The organism is Desulfopila sp. IMCC35008 (assembly GCF_010646885.2).
GTDB lineage: Bacteria > Desulfobacterota > Desulfobulbia > Desulfobulbales > Desulfocapsaceae > Desulfopila.
This window is the reverse complement of record NZ_CP050700.1, coordinates 2,192,202-2,215,451: the sequence shown is the minus strand read 5'-3', so window position 1 is coordinate 2,215,451 and position 23,250 is coordinate 2,192,202. Positions and strand designations below refer to the sequence as shown.

Genomic DNA, 23,250 nt, shown 5'->3' with positions numbered 1-23,250 from the left:
CAGGTTCATCTTGCGACCTCACTTAAATTATTAAACAGCCTTATGGGTATCTTTAAAGCACTGACAATTCATGCCAGTTCGAGGTGTCACTAAAAGTTTAACTTAGATACAAGATACACATTCCCAAATAAAATATTGGCTGGGGACGGTAATGTTTGGCAGATAAGCGCAGACTTCGGCCAGGTGAAAACTTCAGGAGAGCACTTTTTAAATAGTAAGAGGCTAATAACCGAAATGTATAAGGTGGGTCGACGAAATCGACCCACCTCCGTAGCTTATCACCCCTTCTTAAACAAGGCCTTGATTATCACACCAGCCATTGCAGGATTCTCCTTCAGGCGACGGGTGCTGTAGCCAAACCATTGTTTGCCAAATGGAACATAAACGCGCATCTTGTGACCTTTATCTAAGATAGACTGCCTGAGCCCTGGAGTCACACCATATAACATCTGAAATTCATACATTTCCTTTGGCACATTATACTTCTCAAGTAGCTTATAGGAGGCTTCAACTACAGGGACATCATGGGTAGCGATGGCCGGGTACATCTTTTCCTTCAGCATGTACTCAATATCATCTATAAAATGCCGATTAACCTCGTCATATCCTTTATAAGCGATAGCCTCTGGTTCGATATATATCCCTTTACAGAGTCTGAAATTGAGTGGGTTCTCTGTGGTATTCAAATCACGTAGCCCTTTGATGTCGTCAAGTGTACGCTTCAGGTAGGCCTGGAAAACCAAACCGACATTCTCCGGAAACTCTTCCTTTATTCTACGGAAAATTTCGATAGACATATCTGTACATGGTGAATCTTCCATATCAATCCGCACAAAGTTATTATACGAAGCCGCCTTTTCTACGACCTCACGAATATGCTTATAAGCTACTTCTTTATCGAGAAGCAGTCCGAAAAAGGTTGGTTTGAGTGAATAATTACCTTCGACTCCTGCGGCCTCTGCTTTTTCTATGACATTGAGATACTCACGCTTATTGGCATCTGCTTCCTCGAGAGTGGAGATAAATTCACCAAGTACATCAATTGTTGTCAATATACCCTTATCATTAAGTTTCTTTGCATTGACTATTGCTTCCTCGATTGTCTGGCCGGCGATATACTCCTTGGAAAACAACCAGACAAGTTTTTGGGGCATGTACGGAAGGATTTTTGAGATAAGGGAATTAATCATGGTTTTTCTCACTCTTTAGGGTGGGTATAAATGAGGTTCATACAGCAACTGCAGAACTCAGCTTCAAGAGACGCCCAGGCGTTGTATACAATCGCTGAACACAGAAAATGTACGCCAAACACACCCATTATGTCAATGACTTTTTCATTTCTGTATACTGTAATTTGCTCTTGCCACAACACATTGCTACTACGTAACTTCTCTCCTACCATTCCAGCAGATAATAGATCATTTTGCAAAAAAAAAAGCTGACCGACAGATACGTCGATCAGCTTCCCCAGGTGCCTTTCCTCTTTAGAGCGAATTGTATCGCTCTATCATATTCGGCACATTGCCGAATATGATACTACTCACTCTTTAACATCAGCTTTTACCACATAGATGGTATTTGCGTCGTTTTCGCTTTTCACCACACCGGTGACAAATACTTCTTTACCCACGATTTCTTCAAGGCTCAGGCCTTTTAACATATACGCGCCATCCCTGGTTTCCAGAATCAAACCAGTATCTGTTTTCTTTACCAGGCCCGAAAAAGATTGTTGCAGTTTCTCAATAGAGGTCTGAATTGTTGTCTGAGGTTCTTCAGTTACCGGTTTAGATGGTGTAGATGAGGCAATCGCGGTTGATGCTACTGCTACAAAAGCTGAAATCACGATGACAGATAGTGTCTTCTTCATTTTTTACTCCTGAAAATTGGTTTACGCATGATTACACAAGAATGGTGCTCTACTCGCGTTCAATATTTTTAATTCTGCATGCAAATGTACTTCCCTCGGGTAATCATCATAAAGCAAGCCCTGTGCCAAAGATGATTTATGCTGTCTTCATCTTGTTTTTATGAGCTTTTTATTTTTTGAGTTATCTGTTCAGTTACGTTTTTTGCACAAGGAGCGTGCAAAAAGGAGTCACGAATTCTCATGTCTCAAGTGTCTAAGTAAGTAAATCCTGCCACTGTGCAATTTTCTTATTAAGTTTTCATCCTAAAACCAGGTGTTTCGAAGTCTACCCTTATCTGGTCCAGATCGAGGCATGTGAACAATTTTACCACAGGTATATAATTGATATCTCGGAGTCTCGTTCCTCACTTACCGGAGGATAAAATTTTGAGCATAATGAAGATATTGACCAAAAGGGTAGTTTTAGGACGGGAACTATTTAATTGGTCTCCCGGTACGTTCTTAGTAAGGAGACTTCTCGTAATATTCAGATTCCTTTGGTAAACTTATCGATTAGTCAGAGAAGACAGACCCATAATTCAAATACTCTTTGCCGGGCTCTATTGGCAGGTGCATAATGACCTTTTCCCCACGCTTAACCATCACCACCAAACTAGCATTATCCCTGCTGATCTTTGTCCTTATTTTCTATGGCACCATTGTCTACGTGTTTTTTCATATACAAAAAATGATGAACATGTCGGAAGAGATCGTGAACATCAACAACGTCATTTCCAGTCAATCCAAAATTCTTATCGAAAACCTGTTGGAAATGGATGGCAACGCCAAGAAATATTCTCTCTTAAATAAAGATGTGTACAGAGAGTATTTTGACGCCTCAAAGGAGTATTTCGATACGGCCCTCGAGACCATAAACCATCTGTCAGCAAGGGGATATTCCCTCCCGGACAGTTTCTCGCTGTTTAATCATGAATATAACAACCATTATGAAAAATTAATTCAGGAAGGAACCGATATCCGCTGGGTCGATGAAGACACCCTCAACAACTGGCTTGCTCTTTTAGTCAGCCTTCGTGACACTAACCAGGAGCAGATTGAACAGGCCATGATGGAGATTCACAGGCTGACTTTTCGTTCGACACGAGACGGTCTACTTGGATTTGGACTCTCTGTTGTGATTGCTTTTATCGGCATACTTTTTGTGTCAAAATCAATCATTATGCCTCTCAAGCAACTAACGCATGGATTGCGAACACTCTCACAAGGTGAATACAATAATGAGATAAAGGTTTCCTCACAAGATGAATTTTCTGATCTCGCCAACGCCTTTAACGACATGAATCGTGAGCTTCAGGAAGAGGAAAATCTCCGTGCCGATTTTATCGCCACCTTGAGTCATGAGATACGCACGCCTCTCTCCTCGATCCAGGAATCAGTAAATCTCATGGCAGAAGAGGTACTCGGCGAGGTTAATGAAAAACAACACAAGTTCCTCTCCATTGCGAGTTCTGAACTTACCCGCATTAACGAAATGCTCAACCAGTTAATGGATGTTTCAAAACTAGAGGCAGGGACCCAGTCACCCTCACGTGAGCCACTTGAAACCGGGCAACTGATCGATAACTGCATTGAAAGCCTTGACGCCATGGCCCGACTAAAAAACATCAACCTCATCAGTCATATACAACCAAATCTGCCAAAAGTAAGGGGTGCCCGCGAGGAAATCCAACAGGTACTCACCAACATTGTTGGCAACGGTTTAAAATTCTCACCCAATGAGAGTGAAATTATTATTAAGGTACAAAAGAGTGAGATACCGGGGTATGTTCTTTTTTCTATACGTGATCATGGTCCAGGTATAGATGAAAATGAAATTTCACTTATCTTCCATAAATACTATCGGTCCAAGTCTATCCGCAAACATATGGACGGCGTCGGCCTTGGACTGTATATTTCAAAGAAAATTATTCAGGATCTCGGGGGAACTATATCAGTAAGCAACAATACGGATCTCGGGGCAACATTTTCTTTCACCCTGCCGGAATCCGGCTATCAACTCAACGACTGAAGATCAATATCTATCGAATGATGCATACAGGTTTTTTTCTTAATCTTCGCTTCTTCCTGGTACTCTTATTGACCATCATCATTACCGCATTGCTTCAATCGGGTTGCAGCTATGTGCAGATAGTCGTCAGTGCCAGTGACGAGGCCCAACTCCTGCGAGATGGGGAGAAGGCTTTTTTACTTGGTAATTACCAAAAAGCGGAAGAGCTATTCCAGCAGGTATATAATTCTGAAACAGATGGTCAAGCAAAAAATACAGCCTTATACAATCTGGCGTGTACTCGTATGGCCATCGCTCAAACAACGGATGATTACAATAATTCGGTTGAATTGCTCAAAGAGTGGAAACAACCGTACCATAGTGGATTTTACATTGAAAATCCTACGCTTGTGGTGACAGCTCTCAAAATAAGCAACCAAACTCTTCGAACAGAATCTGAAAAGTTACAGAAGGATCTCCAAAAAAAGAGTGAGGATCTAAAAAAGAAACGTAAAGAAATTAAACAACTTCACACGAAAACAGAAAGTCTTCGCACCCTTCTCCAGTCATACCAGGAAGACAACATAACCGCCCAGGAAATGATCGATACCTTACAACACCAAATTACTGAGCTTGAAGCAATAGACCAGCAATTGCAGGAAAAGAAAAAACCATTATGAAAGAACAACAGAAGCTTCTCATCGTTGACGACGATCCCAATATACTTGAAGTCCTTGATGCACGCTTTAGTGCTGCCGGTTTTACCGTATTAAAAGCGGATGATGCAGAGAGTGCCCTCACCTTTCTCAAATCCGACGATGTTGATCTTGTTATCTCAGATATCAAGATGCCCAACATGAGCGGCATTCAACTCTTTACCAAAATTCAGACCACCGCTCCGGGCCTACCTGTAATCTTTCTTACCGCTTACGGTTCCATCAAGGAAGCAGTATCTGCTGTCCAGTCAGGAGCAGTCGATTACCTGACAAAACCATTTGACGGTAAAGCCCTTGTCGAAAAAGTTAAAATCCACCTCGACAGGCAGCAACAACCCCTTACCGGGAAAGAACCACCTAAAAACGAGAATACCGGCTTTATCTGGGGTGAATCACCACCTATGAAATTACTGCATGAAATGATGCTCCGTGTTGCGGCAAGTGACGTTAACACACTGATTCTTGGTGAAAGTGGATCCGGCAAGGAAGGTATCGCCAAAGCTATCCACGACAACAGCCACAGGAGAAAGGGCCCCTATATTATCGTCGACTGCGGGTCGACCCCTCCAGGAATCCTGGAAAGCGAATTATTTGGTCACACCAAAGGAGCATTTACCAACGCTATACAGGATAAGAAAGGACTTATTGAGGCAGCAGAGGGTGGGACCCTCTTTCTTGATGAGATAGGAAACATCTCAGCCGAAATGCAAAACAGGCTGCTGCGCTTTCTGGAAGATAAGAAAATCAGGAGGGTTGGTTCTCTTCAAGAAAAGCGGATAGACTGCAGGGTCATAGCAGCCACCAATTCAGACCTGAGCGCTGACATTGAGGCAGGAAATTTCAGACAGGATCTCTATTACCGTCTGAGGGTTGTAACCCTTAATGTCCCGCCCTTACGTGAGAGACGCCAGGACATTCCGGCCCTGGCCAATCGGTTCCTTAAACTTCACTGCAAGGCCTATAATCTGCCACCAATCACCATTCCTGAAGAGACCATGAAATGGCTCCAGAATTACCGATGGCCGGGTAATGTCCGTGAACTCAAGAACGGTCTCGAGGGTGCGGCTGTTCTTTGTATAAACGGTCACCTTGAACCGCAAGACCTCCAGCTTGAAGAGACCACTGTTGGTGGTACTCGGACTATCGTTGACGGACCGGATCAATTCAGCCTGGAAAGTAGTGAGAAAGATGCAATCATCCGCGCACTCAGGCAGACCAAAGGGGTTCAAAAGAGTGCGGCTGAGCTCCTCAATATTAGCCGTCGTTCCATTCACTATAAGCTGAAGAAGTATGATATCAGTCCTTCAGACTTTAAGTAAAAGCGGGTCGTAAATGCGACAGTGGAGAGTGAGAAATATGCCCCCCGAAATATATTCACGGGGGGTACTCTGGGGGAAAAGGGTTATGAAATTATCTCTGACAGAATCTATCCGGACCTTTAATCAGGGGATTTTCAAGGTAAAGGATCCGTCTTTGGGGTAATTCTGCAAAATCAACATTATCCCCTACTGTTTATGTCAAAGTTTCAGAAGCGTGCCGTTTTGATACGCTATTTGTATTCCCCGTCCAGCCCGGTCCATTACCTCCATAACAGCAAATAAAATGTGTAAAAATCGAAGCGGATATGAGAAAGGATTCTCAAGGCGTGAAAACGTATCGTTGAAAGGAGGAACTGACGAAATTGAATCTCTCGTCGTTCGCCCTGACGGGGAGGCTATTCTGAACCTTGTATTTCCTTATGTTTTTTGACCCAACCAACCCGAATATAATACTGTTGGCCGCAGGTGTTCCAGTTCTCGCAGCTGTGGGTATGCTCCATAATCGGGTACTCGGGAGAGAGGGCTTTATCAAGGCGACATACCCCCTGCTCAACAGTCGTAGGTCTGAAGTTAACACAGCTTAAACACTTCTTTTGTAAATGTTTCATATCTCTCTATGCCTACCAATTTCCAGTGACTTCGGCACAATCTTTCTGGATGGTTGTATCGATTATGAGTTACTCGAAAACAAGTGAGTAGTTTGGGCAAAATTGACGTGGGATGTAAAATTTGCCGGGCTTACACTTGACTGTAAGCCCGGAGAATCGAAAACCGGTCAACCTAGTTTTTCCAGACAACTGGTGATTGTTTTGGGACTGTCACACTGGAGCGAGGTAACCTTCACTCCTTTGGGGGTAATCTTCCGCATCATGCCCTTGAGCACGGTTTTGGGACCAACCTCAATGAATGTGTCTACACCTTCTGACAACATGGTCGAAATGATATCACACCAATGGACCCTGGAAACGATCTGCCGTGACATCATATCCTTAATCATGGCAGTATCAGTTTCTGTCGTGCCGGAAACGTTGAAATATACTGGAGTCTTCGGTACATCAAACTCGATATCCTGCATAAAACTCATAAAATCGGGAACGGCCTTCGCCACCAAAGGGCTATGGTTGGCTACGCTGACATTTAAGGCGATGACCTTGCCGCCCTTTTCCTCGACAACAGGAGCTACTGCATCAAGGCCCTCCATGTCCCCGGAAAGAACAATCTGTTGAGGAGTATTATGGTTTGCAGCAGTGACAACACCTGGTCCTTTATAGTCCTGTATTACCTGCTCCACTTCAGCAATTTCCAGTCCGAGCACGGCCCGCATTCCACCAGGATTTGCCTTGCCCTCACGCTCCATCAGTGAACCACGTTTGGCGACCAGCCGCATACAATCATCTGCTCTCAGCACACCCGCAGCATACAATGCCGAGTATTCACCAAGACTATGTCCGGCAAAACAGCTTACCTGCTTATCACCCAACTCACGTTTGAGTGACTGCCAGCAAATCATGTTGGTTATCGTAATGGCTGGTTGCAGTATGCTGTTTCGAGTCAACTCTTCCATAGGACCGCCGTCAATCAGCTTCTTAAGGTCGAGTCCACAGACCTCCTCAGCCATGGTCATCAACTCACGGTTTTCTGCAGCCGCCTCGATAAGCTCCTGGCCCATACCAAGGTATTGGGACCCTTGCCCCGGAAAAAGTACACCTATCTTCATGTAATGTTCCTCTTTGTTTGCTTTTTTGATTCCAGAATACTGATCAGGATAAAGACACCAGCTCCGACACAGATCGCAGAATCTGCAACATTGAAAGCAGGCCAATGATAACCGGCCACATGAAAATCCAGAAAATCAACGACTGCACCGTGACGAACCCTGTCGATAAGGTTCCCGGCTGCCCCCCCTGCTACCAGGGCAAAAGCAGGCAAATGCCAGGGGTTTTCTTTACGATAAATAAAGTACCCAACAGTGAGCCCTATCACCGCAATTATTCCGATAGTAAGAAAAAAATAATGCCGCCAGGGAGCATCCACACCTGCAAGCATACTGAATGCAGCCCCTGTATTAGTGACATAAACAAGATTGAAGAAGCCAGGGATGATCTCCCTGGCTTCATACAGTTGAAACGAATTCAGCACCCATTGCTTGGAAAGCTGATCCGCGGCAATAATTGAAACAACGACCAGAAAATAATACACTTTGGACCGTCTATTCGTTCACGATGGTGTCAACTACAGTAGCGCACCTCTCGCAGATTTCCGGATGCTCGCTGTCTTGCCCCACGGTTACAGAACGGGTCCAGCATCTTTCGCATTTTTCCCCTGACGCCGGTTCAATAACAATCTCCAGCCCTTCAATCTCCTCACTCACGAAAACTCGATCATTGGTGCCGAGCGAGTCTTTAGCTCTTGTTAGTTCAGAAATGATAGAAATTTCCTTTATGGTTTCAACTTCACGATCGATGAATTCAGTATAGTTACCACCACCGGCAATAATCACATGCGCCTCAAGAGAATGACCGATGATCTTTTCCCGTCTTGCTATCTCCAGTGCCTTGGTCACTTCAGATCGTATAGCTATGAGGTCATCCCACCTTTTTTCACGGGTTTCATCAAAACCGGTATCTTTTGCCGCAGGAAACTCAGTAAAGAAAATCGCCTCGCTCAGGGGAGCTTTCTGGTCCAGTCCTTTTAGGGATTCCCAGGCTTCGGTAGCAGTAAAACTGAGTACAGGACTCATCATTTTGAGCAACCCTTCAAGAATATCATACAAAACCGTCTGGGCTGAACGCCTCAGAAAAGAATCGGTTCCGGAGGTATATAATCGATCTTTCAGGATATCCAGGTAAAAGGCACTCATGGTTGTTCCGCAGAAATAATTCAGTGCCTGGTAGATGGTATGAAATTCATATTTCTCATAGGAACCGATAACGCGCTTTTTGAGCTCTTCATATTTGGCCAGGGCCCAAAGATCAAGTTCGGGCAGTTCTTCTGATGCGACCCTGTTTTTCACAGGGTCAAAATCACTCAGGTTACCTAGCATATAACGAATAGTATTTCGAATTTTCCGGTACGAGTCGGATACCTGTTTCAAGATCTCATCGGAAACCTTGATATCGTCGCGGTAATCCTCACTTGACACCCAGAGTCTGAGTATTTCTGCTCCATATTTTTCTATAACCTCTCCAGGAGCTACGACATTACCCACCGACTTGGACATCTTCTTACCTTCACCATCAACAACATACCCATGGGTAAGAACTCCGTGAAACGGTGCGGTCTCGCGTGTGCCAACAGAGGTAAGCAGCGAACTTTGAAACCAACCGCGATGCTGGTCACTCCCTTCAAGATAAAGGTCAGCAGGTGCCCGTAGTTCATCACGAATCTCGCATACCGCAGCATGACTGACGCCAGAATCGAACCAGACATCAAGAATGTCTTCTTCTTTTTCAAAATCGTCAGAACCGCATGAGCATGTGTACCCTTCACCGAGAAAGTCATTCACCTCATACTTAAACCAGGCGTCTGCACCTTCTTTCAGGAAAAATTTATCTATATTGGCAAATAATTCATCATTACAAACAATCTCACCGCACTTTTTGCAGCTGATGACGGTGATGGGAACGCCCCAGCTGCGTTGCCGTGACAGGCACCAGTCGGGTCTCGTCTCAACCATCGAATAGATCCTCTGCATCCCCCAGGAAGGCGTCCAGGTCACGTCCTTGATGGCATCAAGTGATGCCTGCCTGAGACCCATTTTGTCCATGGAAATAAACCATTGCGGAGTCGCCCGATACATGACCGGCTTCTTGCAACGCCAGCAGTGCGGATAACTATGGCCAATATCAGATTGATGAACAAGTACACCGGCGTTCTTCATGTCCTCAATGATTACATCATTTACAGCAGGTATCCTTTGCCCCTCATACTGTGCCGCCTCCCGGGTATAAACACCTTCATTATCAACAGGAGAGAGGATATCGAGGCCATAGCGCAGACCGGTAAGGTAGTCATCGGTTCCGTGTCCGGGCGCAGTATGAACGCAACCAGTACCGGCATCAGTGGTAACGTAATCTGCCAGGACAACCAGGGAATCGCGATCAATGAACGGATGTCGACAGTTTTTCTTCTCCAGACCAACGGCTGAAAAGGTGCCAAGAATTGTATAATCCTCAATACCACTGTTTTCCATCACCTGCTCGACCAGTTCCTTGGCAAGTATCCATTTTTCTTCACCAACCTGCACAGAGACATATTCAAAATCAGGATGTAAGGCAATAGCCAGGTTTGCGGGAAGTGTCCAGGGTGTCGTTGTCCAGATGATAATGTATACATTGTCACCAGTGAGAGACGAATCTACATCGGAAATATCATCCTTCACCGGAAATTTCACATATACAGAAGGTGATGTGTGGTCGTGATACTCTACTTCAGCCTCTGCAAGGGCAGTAGTACATGTCGAACACCAGTATACCGGCTTCTTATTTCGAATCACCGCACCGGATTTCAGAAACTTATTAAACTCACGGGCAATTGCAGCCTCATAAGGGAAAGTCATGGTACGATACGGATCATCCCAGTCACCAAGCACTCCGAGACGTTTGAACTCTGCTTTTTGGATCTTGATCCACTTTTCAGCGTATTTACGGCATGCACCACGTTTTGAAAGTTTGGGAATTACCTTTTTCTTTTCACCAAGCTCTTTATCAACATTGTGCTCAATGGGAAGCCCGTGACAATCCCAGCCAGGAATATATGGCGCATTAAAACCAGCCATTCTGCGTGATTTGAGAATAATGTCTTTCAAGATTTTGTTGAAAGCAGTACCGAGATGAATATTACCATTGGCGTAAGGAGGTCCATCATGCAGGACGAAAAGGGGCTTGTCTTTGGCATGTTCCTGGATTTGTTTATACAACCCTTCTTTATCCCACTTCTTCAGATATTCCGGCTCTCTTTGGGCGAGATTCGCCTTCATCTTAAATTTTGTTACCGGCAGATTCAGGGTTTCCCTGTAATCCATGATGCTCTCCTTATGTTATCTTTTGCCAGCCAGATCGCCGACACTGCGTAGTAATTCATTGATGCCAACATTGCATTGACTGCCTGCCTGAAGCATCTTTTTTTTCAGCCAGGTAGGACTAATTAACCTTATTTTTCGAATCAAGAAACAGTCAACAGACATAAAACAGATAAAAATAACACCTGCCGTTCAACTTTCAAGGGGTAATTCCTGAAATGCCATACGAATTCGCCTGGCACCCATGAAAAACTCTACCGTTTGTCAGCCGGGAACATTTGACCGTATGAATGTCTTTAAAATTGACATAATAGCGTGACTTTTTTAAAATACTTTGTTTACGTTAAATATAATAAAATAGGTCTGGGTACAGTTCACAGGTGAACTGTTTACCAGGCAATTTGCTTTCCCTGTTACATATAAACAATACGTATATAATTATAACATCGGAATAACAACAATAAAGACAGGTCTGACGCCACTATCAAAATCCGTTGCATCTGTGAAATTTAAACCGTAAGTAAAGCAGTTTTATGAAAGATCAGCTCCCTGTCACAGAAAGACCCATGATCGAAATGATCAAGGTTTCCAAAAAGTATCCGCCGGATGTCCTTGCCCTGGATAATGTGTCCATGAGTGTTGCCCGTGGAGAATTACTCTATATCATTGGCCAGTCCGGTGCCGGCAAAACCACTCTCCTGAAGCTGATATCAAGTATGGAGCCACCCACCAATGGTCTTATTGAGATATCAGGAATCCCTGTTGAGAAGGTCAGGGGGAACAAACTCGCCAGACTCCGGCAAAAGATAGGGGTTGCCTATCAGGACTTCAAACTTCTTAACGATCGAACAGCCGCAGAAAATATTGCTATCTCCATGGAGGTCTCCTATAAAAAGCCCAATATAATTGATAAACGAGTGCGTACCCTGCTCGATCAACTCGGCCTAAACGACAAACACGACACCATAACCGGAGAACTTTCCCGAGGCGAGCAGCAGCGTGTAACGCTGGCGCGCGCCGTTGCCAATTCGCCAACCATGGTCCTGGTTGATGAACCCACAGGCAACCTGGATGCGATTACCACCCAACGAGTTATCAGCGTCCTGAAAAACGCGCACAAATCGGGTGCTACTGTTATTGTCGCTACCCATGACGAATCGATCTACAGAAATACCAGTCATCGAATCATCGAACTTCAACGTGGCACCATGAGATTAGTCAACGGGGGCGGCGAAGCATGAATTTCTGGTTAACAGTCTTTCGACAGGTTGGCAGAAACCTGCGCCAGACATGGACATCGCAGGTTATGACATTACTGACTGTAAGCTTGTCGGTGCTTATCTTCTCCCTCTTTTACCTCATTTATACCAATATGCTGAACGCCGGGGACCAGCTTGGTGACGAGCTGAGGTTAATAGTCTATCTCGAAGACGAACCCGTACCGGAAATGAAGGAACAACTCATCCGCAAGATCAACTCGTTTGATGAGGTTGAAGAAATTCGATTTATTTCACGCGAGGAGGCATATGAACGCTTTGCTGAACAACTCGGCTCCAATCGTGACGTTCTCGCAGCTATGCCCAAGGATTTCCTTCCCCCTTCAATTGAGGTCACTCCTATGAAAACGCTCAGGAGTCTCAACCAGATAAAGGGTTTTTCAGGTTACCTGGGACGGTTACCAGGTACTGTCAAAGTGCAATATGGACAAGACTGGATGGAAAGATTTTACCATTTCACTCAGTTACTCTCCATTGTTGTTCTCTTAAGCGGCAGTCTCCTGATCCTGACCACCATCTACATGGTATCATACACCATTCGACTGACGATCATGGGCAGACAGGACGAACTCGAACTGTTGCGCCTGGTCGGTGCTACCAATAACTATATTCGCACTCCGTTTCTTATGGAGGGACTCTTACAAGGTATATTGGGGTCCACCATCGGAATAGGTGCACTTTTTATTCTTTTTCGCTGGATAACCGAAAAGTTCTCAGGCCCTGGATTTCTCAAACTTATCGATTTTACTTTTTTTTCTCCCTCAGTTGTTCTCACCCTTATCTTCGTATCCATTCTTCTCTGTACCGTTGGTTGTCACACTTCCATGCGGAAATACCTGAAAATATAACTCCATGCAGACACGCTTAAAGTATAACCTGCATAATCGGCATCCCAGGTACCTTCTCTCCTCTCTCATAACAACTCTTGTTATCCTTTTACTGATTCCTCAATTAAGTTTCAGTACTCTATCCAATAAAGAAAAGAGGGCTGCCGAGAAAAAGAAAATCGAGAAGAATCTCGAGAAATATCAGATCAATATATCCAGGCTCGAACAGAGAATAAACAGTCAGATTGCCCAGTCTGAGGAGACTGTAGTCCAGGAAAGAAACGTCCTGAAGGAATTGGAAGAAATTGATCTCTTACTCCAAAAACAACTGTATAAAGTTCATGAGCTTGAAGAGCAGGTTGAAGAACAGCGGCAGTTAATTGAAATAAAGGAAAAAGAGATTGACCAACTCCAGTACGAGAAAGAACTGGTCCGAAACCACCTGAGAGCTCGGATAAGCGCCTACTACAAAATGGGTAAAATCGGTTTTCTCAATGTCGCGTTTTCTACAAGCTCTCTTCCGGAACTACTGAATTTTCACGAAGCTTTCCAGCAGATGATAGCCTACGACACCTCTGTACTGAATGACTTCAAAGCCAAAATCAACGACCTCGAACAGGCCAGGAAGGTTTATGTCCTTGAGCATGATCTTTTAAAAGATTTTATCATCACCACCTTAAGTGAAAAACAGGAGACCCACAGGATCCGCCAGGAGAAAAAAGAGTTACTGGCAGAAATCCGAACTCGGAAACAGCTTTACGACAAAGCCGTAGAGGAGATGAAACAGGCCACGAAACAGTTATCATCATCTCTCAATGTCCTGAAAACCAAGAAAGATTATCTTGACCAGGAGTTTAAACTGAGCAAGGGCGAGTTGCCACCACCGGTAAAGGGAACCGTCATAACTACTTTCAACCAGGAAATAGTGAACAGACTCGGTATTACCCGAAAATCACCGGGAATCGCCATAATGGCTCCTGATCGAACCGACGTATTTGCAATTGCTGACGGAACAGTAATATTTTCTGGCTATTTACGCGGATATGGCAATACTGTAATTATACATCACGGTTTTGATTACTATACTGTCACATCACGTCTTGGCACGATTGTCGCCCAAAAAGATCAACAACTTAAATCGGGTGATGTTGTTGGCCAGGTCGGAGAGACTGCGATGTTAATTGATGAAGGGCTTTATTTTGAGATCAGACATAAGAAAAAGCCGCAGGACCCATTGCTTTGGTTAAGTAAATCTAACCTTCAGCTTTCCGTAGACCTGCTTCCCAAAGCTGACGGTTAGCCCGGATTTCTCATCAATCAAAACAAAATCTGCTTCACCCCCCGCATACCGGAGAAAAGAATGCAACGCTTTATGCCGTATTCATTAAATATACTCGTTTTCCTCTTCACGCTCCTGAGTTCGTTTCAGGCCGTAGCAGATATATCCCAGAAAGAGAGGGAAAAGACGTACAGTCAACTTGAGGTCTTTGCCAATGTCCTCTCCATCCTGCAGGATAACTATGTCGAAGAGATTGATACAAACGACATAATCGACGGAGCTATTAAGGGACTACTCTATACACTCGATCCCCATTCAGCCTACCTGGAGCCTGAAGGGTTTAATGAATTGCAGGAGGAAACCCAGGGACAGTTTTCTGGAATAGGGATTGAAATCACCATTAAGGATGGCATCCTGACCATTATCAGCCCCATTGAGGGCACCCCTGCTGCAGATGCCGATCTTCGGGCACATGATATAATCGTCGAGATAGACGGTCAGAAAACCAAAGAAATGGGCGCCATGGAAGCCATTAAAAAGCTCCGTGGCCCCAAAGGTAGTGAGGTTTCCATCAGCGTCCACAGAGATGGATGGCCTGAACCCAAAAATTTTAACCTGGTTCGCGACATCATTCCCCTGCAATCAGTTAAGTCATTTTTTATAGCACCTTCCCTGGCATACACCAGGGTTACCAACTTCCAGAGTCGGACAACCAGCGACTACAAAAAGGAATTGCGAAACCTCCAGAAGATCGGTCAGATTAAGGGTCTCATCCTCGATTTGAGGAATAACCCTGGCGGCCTGCTCAGCCAGGCTGTGAGTCTGTCTGACACCTTTTTAAACGAGGGCCTCATTGTCTCGACTCGTGGTCGTACAGAAGAGCAGAATATGTCCTTTCGTGCGCACATGGGAGAAGAAGCCGCCTCCGTCCCTCTCATTGTCCTGGTTAATGAAGGCTCAGCCAGTGCCTCTGAAATTGTTGCCGGTGCCCTTCAGGCCCACAAACGTGCCATAATCGTCGGCACCCAGACATTTGGCAAGGGATCAGTACAAACCATTATCCCCCTTCCCTCCGGTGCCGGGCTTAGAGTCACAACTGCCCGGTACTATACACCAGATGGAAAATCGATCCAGGCGCTGGGCATAACACCTGATGTTGAAGTCCCCTATGTGGCCTATCAGGAGGCAAAGACAGATGATACAAAAAGTGGAAGAATACGAGAAGCAGACCTCCCTAATCATATTGAAGGGAACGATGAAAAAGACCAGGCATCCACCCTCACCCAAACAGAAGAAATAAAACAACGCTTACGAGAAGACAACCAACTTCGAACCGCCCTCAATATCCTGAAAAGTCTCAACCTCTATTCTGAATTTCAAACCATCAAATAGCATTATGGATTGTTTAACGTTTATAGCAGAACAGAAAATTAAGCAGGCAATCGAAAATGGCGAGCTGAAAACGGATGGCTGGAAAAATAAACCGTTGAAACTCCAGGACGATCACATGGTACCTGATGATCTGAAGATGGCCTATAAAATGCTCAAAAATGCAGGGTATCTGCCACCTGAAATTGAGGCCAGAAAGGAAATTAAAAACCTTGAACAGCTTATTGCTACAACCGAAGACGAGCACATCCGTGTTAAACAGATGCGTAAACTGAGCGTTCTCCTGGCTAAGGTCGAAGCGACCCGTTCAAGGCCATCGACTATTTCAGGCGATGACGATTATTACAGGAAAATTGTTGAACGAACGACTCTTCATTCCAAGAAGACCTAAACGAGTATCTGAAGTGTCTAATTTTATTAAAACTTACATGGCTCCTGTTTTTATAAAAAGAGCAGAGTCACAAAAAGCCCAAGGTGGTTCCTTCCAAAACACTCAACCGTGCGACTACAACAACCTGTATTTCTTTTTCATATCTTTATAGACGAGAGTTGAAACCTGTCGAATCACATTACTCCTTGTCAGCATCCAGCGGCTGTAGTTGGATGGCCTTGAACTTCTTTCGATAATGCCGACAATTGCATACGGATGGCGCGTTCCGTTTCTTGTTTTAGGTACCAATATACCCATATCACCAATCAAGTGGGCCGTGGACCCTGTTTTGTTGTAAACAAGCGTTCCCTGGGGGATTGGTGTGCCGTGGTACAATCTATCACGACCCGGCAGGGCCATAACCCGTCGCAGCTCCTTCCCGTACGGCAGTTCGTTATTCCATAATGACTTTAAAAAACGGATATAATCAGCTGGTATCGCACTGTTTTTATATGTCCTGCCGCTGGCTGGGATATATTCACTGATAACTATATTCTTGAAAATCTGTGGGTAATGGGTACGTAACAATTGCTGGCAACTGGCGGGGCCACCTGCCTGTTTCATCACCCAGTTGGTGGCGGAATTCGAACTCCTCTGGATCATCGCCTCCATCATACGTCGGCTTTTAGGACCATATTTCAATGTACCGTGCTTCACCTTATGGAAAAACGCTAAAGCCACAAAGGGTTTAATCATGCTCGCCGCTTGAAACAATATATCCGCATTGATATCGACAACCGGTTTGTCGTTTTGCAGATCATATACCATCCAGCCGGTTCGTTCGTCTCCTCGTATAAGACCTTTTTTTCTCAGGCTTTTTATCAGGCGTTCAACATCCCTCTCCACCCCGCTCGATACACTAATTTCTTTTTTTGCCGAGTTAATCGCCGCTTTTTTCTTATTTGGCGACTCTTTGGCTACGATCGGCGGGTCACTTTTAACCTGGATAGTCTCGTCTGTATTCTTCGTATCGTTTAAAAGGCTTGATTCCCCATAAACTACTTCATTATTGTTTTCACGGGTGATAGAAGTACGCACCTTGATTTTACGCAACATTTTAGCATGTTGCCTGGCAACACGGGTGGTTGATCGCTGATCGCCGCGTCGGCGATAGATGAGGGTATAGTTATTGGAATCGGTCTTTTCTATAAACAAATTCTTCCCGACATCTTCACCCAGATGCTGATAAATCTTTGTATAGGTTTTCTTTAACTCTTCCACATTCGGGCCGAGACCATAACTCACGTTATATAACTCGTGATAGCCTTCATCTTTTACCGCCCAGGCTTCATCAAGTCCGGCTTTTCTAAGTATTTCGCCGTGACTTGTGAAATCGTGGATAATATTCGTTACGTTATTATTTGTATCGTAAATAATTCCATACTCGTTCCCTTTGCCAACAATCTTAAGCCTTTTACTGACCTTGTCGTCAAAGATCTCTTCAAGTCTGTCCTTATAGTCGAGAACGTTATCGAGGTTTGTATCCCAGATATATACGAGATCGTATCTCTCCACTGCACACAGGCCGATACCCGTGTTGGATACGAAACACAATATGAGAAGGAGGAGGATTCGCACGATTGATTGTAAACAACTCATGAAACGGTAATTCCTTTTACTGCGTGTCGGGGATCATTATTTTATAAATACAAAGAGAAAGGCATTGTACCTGATTTCAAGATACTCTGCCTTTTCTATATTCTACCAACCTTATCAACCGGGCATATTCCTATACCGGTTGTCCAGCCAATAAAAAAACGTACTGTAGATCAAGTTATCCTAAAATCCAAGTTCCTTAAGAAATCTTTCATCCTGAGACCAGTTTTTCCTGATCTTGACCCACAATTTCAGCAACACCCGCTCGCCGATAAGTTTCTCGATATCAAGTCGTGCGGCAGTACCAATACTCTTGAGTTTTTTCCCGCCCTTACCGATAACAATACCTTTTTGAGAAGTCCTTTCCAGATAAATATTGGCATGAATAGTAACCAGCTTTTTTCTGGTATCTTCTTTGAATGATTCTATGGTTACAGCTGTGGAATAAGGTATTTCCTGACCGGTTGAGAGAAAAACCTTTTCTCTTATAATCTCTGCTACCAAAAATCGTTCCGTCGCATCTGTCGGGATATCCTCCGGAAAATACCTCGGCCCCATTGGCAACATCCCGATCATCCGCTCAAGTAGCTGGGTTGTTCCGTCTTCTTTAAGTGCAGAAAGAGGAATAACCGCATCAAACGGGAACAATGTTGAATAGGTCTTTATTATCGGCAGCAGTTTCTCCTTTTCAAGCAGATCGACCTTATTTAAGACCAGTATGGCAGGACACTTGACCTGCCGCATATAACCCGCGAATTCCTTATCCCTCTCTTTTTTCATCTTTTCGGGGAGCGGCAATGAAATATCGATAAGGAATAAGACGATATCCACCTCTCCCAACGATTCCATGGCAATTCTGACCATTTCACGATTAAGGGGAATCCTCGATTTATGAAGACCTGGAGTATCAAGTAGAACAACCTGATGATCATCACCGTTTACCACGCCGAGTATTCTATTGCGGGTGGTTTGTGGTTTCGGCGTCACAATAGAGATTTTCTGACCAAGAAGCGCGTTCATCAAAGTCGATTTACCTGCATTAGGCGGTCCGACTATCGCCACCATTCCTGATCGTACGGGGTTGTCAAAAAAATCCATAAGTTGATATATTTACAATTGGTTAAGAAAATACAGTGCCACAAATGTCGATTCACACTATAATAAAAGGTTCTGTCATCAAAAATTAGAATAGTCAAATTCAGTATAATATGCTTTCTTTTCTATGGGCAGTTCTTTTATGCAAGGATATCTTTTCGTCACATAAAAGAGAGTGATTACGAGACGACAAACATCGTTTCTTTTTTATATAAATTTAAGTATCTCAACTTGTAATCATTTCCGGCAAAAAGGTTTTTCCCCTTTCAGCCGGATAAGATAAAGGTAACGTACACTCAATGATCAGCACAGGAAAACTCATAGAATACCTGGATAACGGGAAATTCATCTGTGCCATTGTAACAGGTGTGCAACCAAAACGCGTTCATCTTTTCAACCAGAACTGTCGAGAAGTCAATCTCCCCGCTGCCCGCATCATCCATTGCTCTAAAGCCACTCACTCCACCGAAAACGGCAGGGATGTGCTGGTAAAAACCCTTCAGGAAACCACGGAAAGAAGAAACTTGTTGATGGAACAGATTTCATTGGAAGATATCTGGGAGCTGGCCGTTGATGAGTCTACTCAGAACTTTGATCCTGCTTTTCTGGCAGAACTCTCATTTGGCCAGGAAGCAGACGATGATATCATAGCCGCATTTATGCGCTGTATTTTTACAGATAAACTGTTTTTCAAATTTAAGGAAGGCAGGATTAAAGTTCACAGCAAGGAACAGGTCGAGCAACTCTCTCTCCAACGTGAAAAAGAAAAACAAAAGGCCGAACTCATTCATAAAGGGGCAGAGACTATTACCGACATTATGCAGAGTGGCAGGATGTTGGATACTCCAACAAGATGGCAGGAAGAATGCCTGAAGCTGTTACGCAACTACTACCTGTATGGAAACGATGCGGAAAATAGTGATATAACCCGCAATATGCTCAAGGAAGCAGAGCTGACCCGACCACACGATCCGTTTCATATCCTGGTCAAGGCCGGAGTGTGGGCCAGGAACGAGAACATACCGCTCTTAAAAAGTGACCTTCCCGTGTCCTTCTCCCTTGCTGCACGGCAACAGGCTGAATCTCTCCTTCAAAGCGACCATCAGGAGTTGTTTGACGACCCCGGCAGGACAGATTTCACCCACCTCTCCCCTATTACCATAGATGGTGCAACAACCCTCGATTTTGATGACGCTCTCACGGTTGAAAAAAAAGGGGAAGATTTTCTCGTTGGCATCCACATCTCGGATGTGGCCCACTATGTACAGCCTGGGACCCCTCTTTTTGAAGAGGCGATGCAGCGAGGTACCTCTATCTACTTTCCTGAAGGTCAGATCCCCATGCTGCCCCGTCACCTCTCCCAGGGAATATGCAGCTTGATCCAGAATGAGATTCGTGCAGCATTTAGCTTTATGATCTTGCTCACCAAGGATGCTGAGGTAAAAAATGTCAGGATAAAGCCTACAGTAATCAAGGTCGCTCGCCGCCTTACTTATGAGGAAGCCGATTCGATCATTGAGAGTGACGAAGAACTCAGTATCCTGAATATGCTCAAGTCCAAACTTCGCCAAAAAAGGCTTGACCATGGAGCCCTGCTCCTCCCCTTCCCGGATGTTAACATTTTTATAGATACCAACTGTAAAGTACACGTCAGTCTGGGCAAAACAGACACCCCGGCCCGTACGCTTGTTTCCGAAATGATGATTTTGGCAAATAGCGAAGCGGCACGTTACGTTTCCGACAGGATGGTACCTGGTCTTTTTCGCTCTCAGCCCCCACTAAAACAACGTCTGGTTCATGGTGAAGATGACGATCTGTTTCTTAACGTTCGCCAGCGAAAGAAGCTGCCACGTGGCGAACTGCTAACAGTCGCCAATCCACATAGCGGACTCGGAGTCTCACATTACACGACGGTCACATCTCCTATTCGTCGCCTCCTTGACCTTGTCATGCAGCATCAGATAAACGCCATTTCACGCCGCCTCGAACCGGTTTTCAGGGAAGACGTCTGCAAAGACTACGCAAGTGTCGTAAGTCGCACATTAACCGCGGCCAACAACGTCAAGCACCAACGGCACAGATATTGGTTGCTGAAATATCTCGAGGAGCGCAAGGGCCAACTCATTGATGCCCTGGTCATCGAATCCGGGCCTAAGCGTGTATTCCTTATTCTCCCGGAAATCCTCATGGATTTAGACCTCCCCAAGCCTGCAGGACCCAGACCCATCCCTGGGACCACAACCAAGGTCCGCGTTGTAAAGGTTGCCCCCCTCGATAACACTGTTCGTTTCGACTGGCCATAACCCCCTCACTTGCTCCCATAACAATGACGGAATTCAACTCGCATAACCTGATGATCAGAATCGACGGGGATCGGGTCAAGAAGCTTCGTGAGCAAAAGGGATTAACCCAACTGTATGTCGCCACAGCTGTTCAGGTCACGACAGACACAATATCCCGTTGGGAGAACAAACGATATCCAACCATAAAGAAAGAAAACGGAATACGCCTTGCCGAAGCGCTTGAAGTTGAACTTCAAGACATTGTCGATACCCAGCCTGATATAGCGACAAAGGCAGATGAACATAATCAAACAACCAAAACCGATAATAAAGAATCACAACCATATAAAAGAACGTTTCGCTGGAAAAATTTCATTTTCTTAACAGGATCAGCTCTCTTTCTTGCCATAGCCGGGGTCCTTGCATTTTTCTACCTCACCCCGCAAATCGGTGATCGATTGTCTGCTGACAGGATCCTCCCCTCCCACTGCATTCCCGGTCAGCCGTTCCCTGTAACAATTGAGATTAACGGTAGTAATGGTCAGCAAATTTCACTTATCGTGAAGGAACAAATCCCTGAAAATATAGCAATACATGCGACGCAACCCCAGGCTCCTCCCGTTGGCAATAGTGCAAAAAACAGTTTGAGATGGATTGGCAGGATCAGCAGGGACTCTCAATATATTTATATTGCAAGCATCACCGATGACACCAGGAAAATCACACTTTTTTCCGGCACGTTCGCGGTATCCACGGATAAAGGGAAAACTCTACCAATTACAGGAAGTGACCAGATCATCACTGGAAGCCATCATTGGGCGGATATTGATAAGGACAACATTATAAACGATACAGAGATTCTTACAGTCTATGACAGATATGGTGAATTCGAACCGTTACGAGAGGATATCGACCGAATTGAAGAAATCTGGCTTGGCTCAGGATACAGGTGGAATGAACAGAAAAAAGAATATGAAATACTCCCCTAACCCAAGTGGAACTGATAACATCGGAGCATTACCATGAAAAAACACATTATTTTTCTCTTTGCCAGCCTTCTCTTTCTCTTGTCCGGTCACAGCGCAATCGCACAGCAGGTGAGCGGTAAATTCCTCACAACCAAGGGGAATATTATAAAAGCACACATAGTCATTAAGAACCAGGCACCACAAAGCCTGATAGTTGAGCAGCGAATACCGAAAGGTACCAAAGTACTCAGCACAAAACCCGCAGCCCAAAAAATCAGTTCCAGCTCAGGTATGGTAAAGTGGCTGTTTAAGAATCTCTCTGCAGGGGATCAGATTCTCACAATGAAAGTGTCGCCACCTCTTCAGAAAAAACCTCGTGGAGTATTGCGTTATATCGATCCTGCTACCGGCAAAAGCGTTGAAAAACGCTTTTGATTAAAGATGCTGTCAATCCATCAATAAAAGCTGCACCGCAATCCCCCACATTACCAACCATACTGTAATATCAAGCAACCTCCAGGCTTTTTCACTTTCAAACACGGGGGCCAATATTACGCCCCCTCCACCCAAAGAAAAAAACCAGAGGAATGAAGCTGTGCTGGCTCCAAGAGCGAAAACATATCGCCCCTGCTCACCGAACTGGCCGCTAATACTGCCTACCAAAACCAGGGTATCAAGGTACACATGAGGGTTAAGCAAGGTGACTGCAAGGGTCGCCCCCACCACCTTAGTTATAGTATCACTTTTGCCTCGTTCAACAGATCTCTCCAGTGCTCCGCCGGCTATTGCTGATTGCAATGATCGAATCCCGTAATAGAACAGGAAAAGTGCGCCTCCCCAGGCAGTGATCTCTTTTAAGATGGAGTTGGTGGCCACCATCTTTCCAACACCGGCAGCCCCTGAAAAGATGAGCACACCATCACACACCGCACAAATCATGGCGACGATCCATACATATTGTTTCCGCACACCCTGAGAGAGTACGAAAGCATTCTGGGCGCCTATGGCGATTATTAGCCCTGCACCGGTCCCTAATCCTTGTAAAAAAATGGTCATCATATTCACCTGTCCTGTTCGTTGAAGAATACCAGTAACAGTAATACGATGATAATAAGAAGTATAATTACTTTTTTTAACT

The 23,250-nt window shown here is 44.8% G+C and carries 19 protein-coding genes; 11 read left to right on the top strand and 8 right to left on the bottom strand.

The features are described from left to right. Nucleotides 1–278: 278 nt before the first annotated feature. Together GA520_RS09760 and GA520_RS09755 are read right to left on the bottom strand one after the other, a co-directional pair. Nucleotides 279–1,190, bottom strand: coding sequence for a proline dehydrogenase family protein (locus tag GA520_RS09760; protein ID WP_163336787.1), 912 nt, complete (start codon nucleotides 1,188–1,190; stop codon nucleotides 279–281). Nucleotides 1,191–1,540: 350 nt separating this feature from the next. Beyond that, on the bottom strand, nucleotides 1,541–1,867 hold the full coding sequence (locus tag GA520_RS09755) for a hypothetical protein (RefSeq protein WP_163336788.1): 327 nt from the start codon (nucleotides 1,865–1,867) through the stop codon (nucleotides 1,541–1,543). 616 nt (nucleotides 1,868–2,483) lie between these two features. Here GA520_RS09755 and GA520_RS09750 point away from each other — a divergent pair. Genes GA520_RS09750 through GA520_RS09740 form a run of 3 tightly spaced genes read left to right on the top strand, consistent with a single transcriptional unit; the run spans nucleotide 2,484 to nucleotide 5,949 of the window. Further along, nucleotides 2,484–3,935: a HAMP domain-containing sensor histidine kinase gene (locus tag GA520_RS09750; RefSeq protein WP_163336789.1), complete on the top strand. Its 1,452-nt coding sequence runs from the start codon at nucleotides 2,484–2,486 to the stop codon at nucleotides 3,933–3,935. A gap of 17 nt (nucleotides 3,936–3,952) precedes the next feature. Further along, the gene (locus GA520_RS09745; protein ID WP_163336790.1) at nucleotides 3,953–4,594 is read left to right on the top strand and encodes a hypothetical protein; all 642 of its coding nucleotides are present in this window, start codon (nucleotides 3,953–3,955) and stop codon (nucleotides 4,592–4,594) included. Next, nucleotides 4,591–5,949 (top strand): sigma-54 dependent transcriptional regulator, encoded by a 1,359-nt coding sequence (locus tag GA520_RS09740; RefSeq protein ID WP_163336791.1) that lies wholly within the window; start codon nucleotides 4,591–4,593, stop codon nucleotides 5,947–5,949. The genes GA520_RS09745 and GA520_RS09740 overlap by 4 nt, the downstream gene beginning before the upstream one ends. Before the next feature lie 775 nt (nucleotides 5,950–6,724). Here GA520_RS09740 and fabD read toward each other — a convergent pair. From fabD to ileS, 3 genes are read right to left on the bottom strand one after another with little or no spacing between them, the layout of a single operon-like run. Continuing rightward, nucleotides 6,725–7,666 carry an ACP S-malonyltransferase gene (gene fabD, locus GA520_RS09735; RefSeq protein ID WP_163336792.1) on the bottom strand — a complete coding sequence of 314 codons (942 nt, stop codon included), beginning with the start codon at nucleotides 7,664–7,666 and terminating at the stop codon, nucleotides 6,725–6,727. Continuing rightward, the gene (lspA, locus tag GA520_RS09730) at nucleotides 7,663–8,148 is read right to left on the bottom strand and encodes a signal peptidase II (protein ID WP_163336793.1); all 486 of its coding nucleotides are present in this window, start codon (nucleotides 8,146–8,148) and stop codon (nucleotides 7,663–7,665) included. The genes fabD and lspA overlap by 4 nt, the downstream gene beginning before the upstream one ends. A gap of 10 nt (nucleotides 8,149–8,158) precedes the next feature. After that, on the bottom strand, nucleotides 8,159–10,972 hold the full coding sequence (gene ileS / locus GA520_RS09725; protein ID WP_163336794.1) for an isoleucine--tRNA ligase: 2,814 nt from the start codon (nucleotides 10,970–10,972) through the stop codon (nucleotides 8,159–8,161). Between the two features lie 530 nt (nucleotides 10,973–11,502). Here ileS and ftsE point away from each other — a divergent pair. Genes ftsE through GA520_RS09700 form a run of 5 tightly spaced genes read left to right on the top strand, consistent with a single transcriptional unit; the run spans nucleotide 11,503 to nucleotide 16,132 of the window. Then, nucleotides 11,503–12,210: a cell division ATP-binding protein FtsE gene (ftsE, locus tag GA520_RS09720; protein WP_240910074.1), complete on the top strand. Its 708-nt coding sequence runs from the start codon at nucleotides 11,503–11,505 to the stop codon at nucleotides 12,208–12,210. Then, complete coding sequence (gene ftsX, locus GA520_RS09715; RefSeq protein WP_163336795.1) at nucleotides 12,207–13,094, top strand: permease-like cell division protein FtsX; 888 nt, start codon at nucleotides 12,207–12,209, stop codon at nucleotides 13,092–13,094. The genes ftsE and ftsX overlap by 4 nt, the downstream gene beginning before the upstream one ends. A 4-nt stretch (nucleotides 13,095–13,098) precedes the next feature. Further along, nucleotides 13,099–14,373 (top strand): murein hydrolase activator EnvC, encoded by a 1,275-nt coding sequence (locus GA520_RS09710; protein ID WP_163336796.1) that lies wholly within the window; start codon nucleotides 13,099–13,101, stop codon nucleotides 14,371–14,373. A 60-nt stretch (nucleotides 14,374–14,433) separates the two neighbouring features. Then, on the top strand, nucleotides 14,434–15,744 hold the full coding sequence (locus GA520_RS09705) for a S41 family peptidase (RefSeq protein WP_240910075.1): 1,311 nt from the start codon (nucleotides 14,434–14,436) through the stop codon (nucleotides 15,742–15,744). Nucleotides 15,745–15,748: 4 nt separating this feature from the next. Beyond that, nucleotides 15,749–16,132 carry a DUF1992 domain-containing protein gene (locus GA520_RS09700; protein ID WP_163336797.1) on the top strand — a complete coding sequence of 128 codons (384 nt, stop codon included), beginning with the start codon at nucleotides 15,749–15,751 and terminating at the stop codon, nucleotides 16,130–16,132. Nucleotides 16,133–16,246: 114 nt separating this feature from the next. On the opposite strand, the gene GA520_RS09695 is transcribed toward GA520_RS09700, so the two are convergent. Continuing rightward, on the bottom strand, nucleotides 16,247–17,770 hold the full coding sequence (locus GA520_RS09695; protein WP_163336798.1) for a serine hydrolase: 1,524 nt from the start codon (nucleotides 17,768–17,770) through the stop codon (nucleotides 16,247–16,249). A gap of 180 nt (nucleotides 17,771–17,950) precedes the next feature. After that, nucleotides 17,951–18,865 carry a GTPase Era gene (gene era / locus GA520_RS09690; protein WP_163336799.1) on the bottom strand — a complete coding sequence of 305 codons (915 nt, stop codon included), beginning with the start codon at nucleotides 18,863–18,865 and terminating at the stop codon, nucleotides 17,951–17,953. 296 nt (nucleotides 18,866–19,161) lie between these two features. On the opposite strand from era, the gene GA520_RS09685 reads away from it, so the two are divergent. From GA520_RS09685 to GA520_RS09675, 3 genes are read left to right on the top strand one after another with little or no spacing between them, the layout of a single operon-like run. Then, a complete protein-coding gene (locus tag GA520_RS09685) occupies nucleotides 19,162–21,165 on the top strand; it encodes a ribonuclease catalytic domain-containing protein (RefSeq protein WP_163336800.1) in 2,004 nt (667 codons plus the stop codon). A 50-nt stretch (nucleotides 21,166–21,215) separates the two neighbouring features. Beyond that, a complete protein-coding gene (locus GA520_RS09680) occupies nucleotides 21,216–22,133 on the top strand; it encodes a helix-turn-helix transcriptional regulator (RefSeq protein WP_163336801.1) in 918 nt (305 codons plus the stop codon). A 33-nt stretch (nucleotides 22,134–22,166) separates the two neighbouring features. Beyond that, nucleotides 22,167–22,547 carry a hypothetical protein gene (locus GA520_RS09675; RefSeq protein WP_163336802.1) on the top strand — a complete coding sequence of 127 codons (381 nt, stop codon included), beginning with the start codon at nucleotides 22,167–22,169 and terminating at the stop codon, nucleotides 22,545–22,547. Nucleotides 22,548–22,559: 12 nt separating this feature from the next. Here the strand turns inward: GA520_RS09675 and GA520_RS09670 are convergent, their stop codons facing one another. Continuing rightward, nucleotides 22,560–23,171 carry a LysE/ArgO family amino acid transporter gene (locus tag GA520_RS09670; protein ID WP_205749211.1) on the bottom strand — a complete coding sequence of 204 codons (612 nt, stop codon included), beginning with the start codon at nucleotides 23,169–23,171 and terminating at the stop codon, nucleotides 22,560–22,562. Nucleotides 23,172–23,250: the final 79 nt, after the last annotated feature.

Coding starts and splice junctions, on each gene's coding strand:
- GA520_RS09760 (WP_163336787.1), bottom strand. CDS start 1,190: ATGATTAATTCCCTTATCTCAAAAATCCTTCCGTACATGCCCCAAAAA.
- GA520_RS09755 (WP_163336788.1), bottom strand. CDS start 1,867: ATGAAGAAGACACTATCTGTCATCGTGATTTCAGCTTTTGTAGCAGTA.
- GA520_RS09750 (WP_163336789.1), top strand. CDS start 2,484: ATGACCTTTTCCCCACGCTTAACCATCACCACCAAACTAGCATTATCC.
- GA520_RS09745 (WP_163336790.1), top strand. CDS start 3,953: ATGATGCATACAGGTTTTTTTCTTAATCTTCGCTTCTTCCTGGTACTC.
- GA520_RS09740 (WP_163336791.1), top strand. CDS start 4,591: ATGAAAGAACAACAGAAGCTTCTCATCGTTGACGACGATCCCAATATA.
- fabD (WP_163336792.1), bottom strand. CDS start 7,666: ATGAAGATAGGTGTACTTTTTCCGGGGCAAGGGTCCCAATACCTTGGT.
- ileS (WP_163336794.1), bottom strand. CDS start 10,972: ATGGATTACAGGGAAACCCTGAATCTGCCGGTAACAAAATTTAAGATG.
- ftsE (WP_240910074.1), top strand. CDS start 11,503: ATGAAAGATCAGCTCCCTGTCACAGAAAGACCCATGATCGAAATGATC.
- ftsX (WP_163336795.1), top strand. CDS start 12,207: ATGAATTTCTGGTTAACAGTCTTTCGACAGGTTGGCAGAAACCTGCGC.
- GA520_RS09710 (WP_163336796.1), top strand. CDS start 13,099: ATGCAGACACGCTTAAAGTATAACCTGCATAATCGGCATCCCAGGTAC.
- GA520_RS09705 (WP_240910075.1), top strand. CDS start 14,434: ATGCAACGCTTTATGCCGTATTCATTAAATATACTCGTTTTCCTCTTC.
- GA520_RS09700 (WP_163336797.1), top strand. CDS start 15,749: ATGGATTGTTTAACGTTTATAGCAGAACAGAAAATTAAGCAGGCAATC.
- GA520_RS09695 (WP_163336798.1), bottom strand. CDS start 17,770: ATGAGTTGTTTACAATCAATCGTGCGAATCCTCCTCCTTCTCATATTG.
- era (WP_163336799.1), bottom strand. CDS start 18,865: ATGGATTTTTTTGACAACCCCGTACGATCAGGAATGGTGGCGATAGTC.
- GA520_RS09685 (WP_163336800.1), top strand. CDS start 19,162: ATGATCAGCACAGGAAAACTCATAGAATACCTGGATAACGGGAAATTC.
- GA520_RS09680 (WP_163336801.1), top strand. CDS start 21,216: ATGATCAGAATCGACGGGGATCGGGTCAAGAAGCTTCGTGAGCAAAAG.
- GA520_RS09675 (WP_163336802.1), top strand. CDS start 22,167: ATGAAAAAACACATTATTTTTCTCTTTGCCAGCCTTCTCTTTCTCTTG.
- GA520_RS09670 (WP_205749211.1), bottom strand. CDS start 23,171: ATGATGACCATTTTTTTACAAGGATTAGGGACCGGTGCAGGGCTAATA.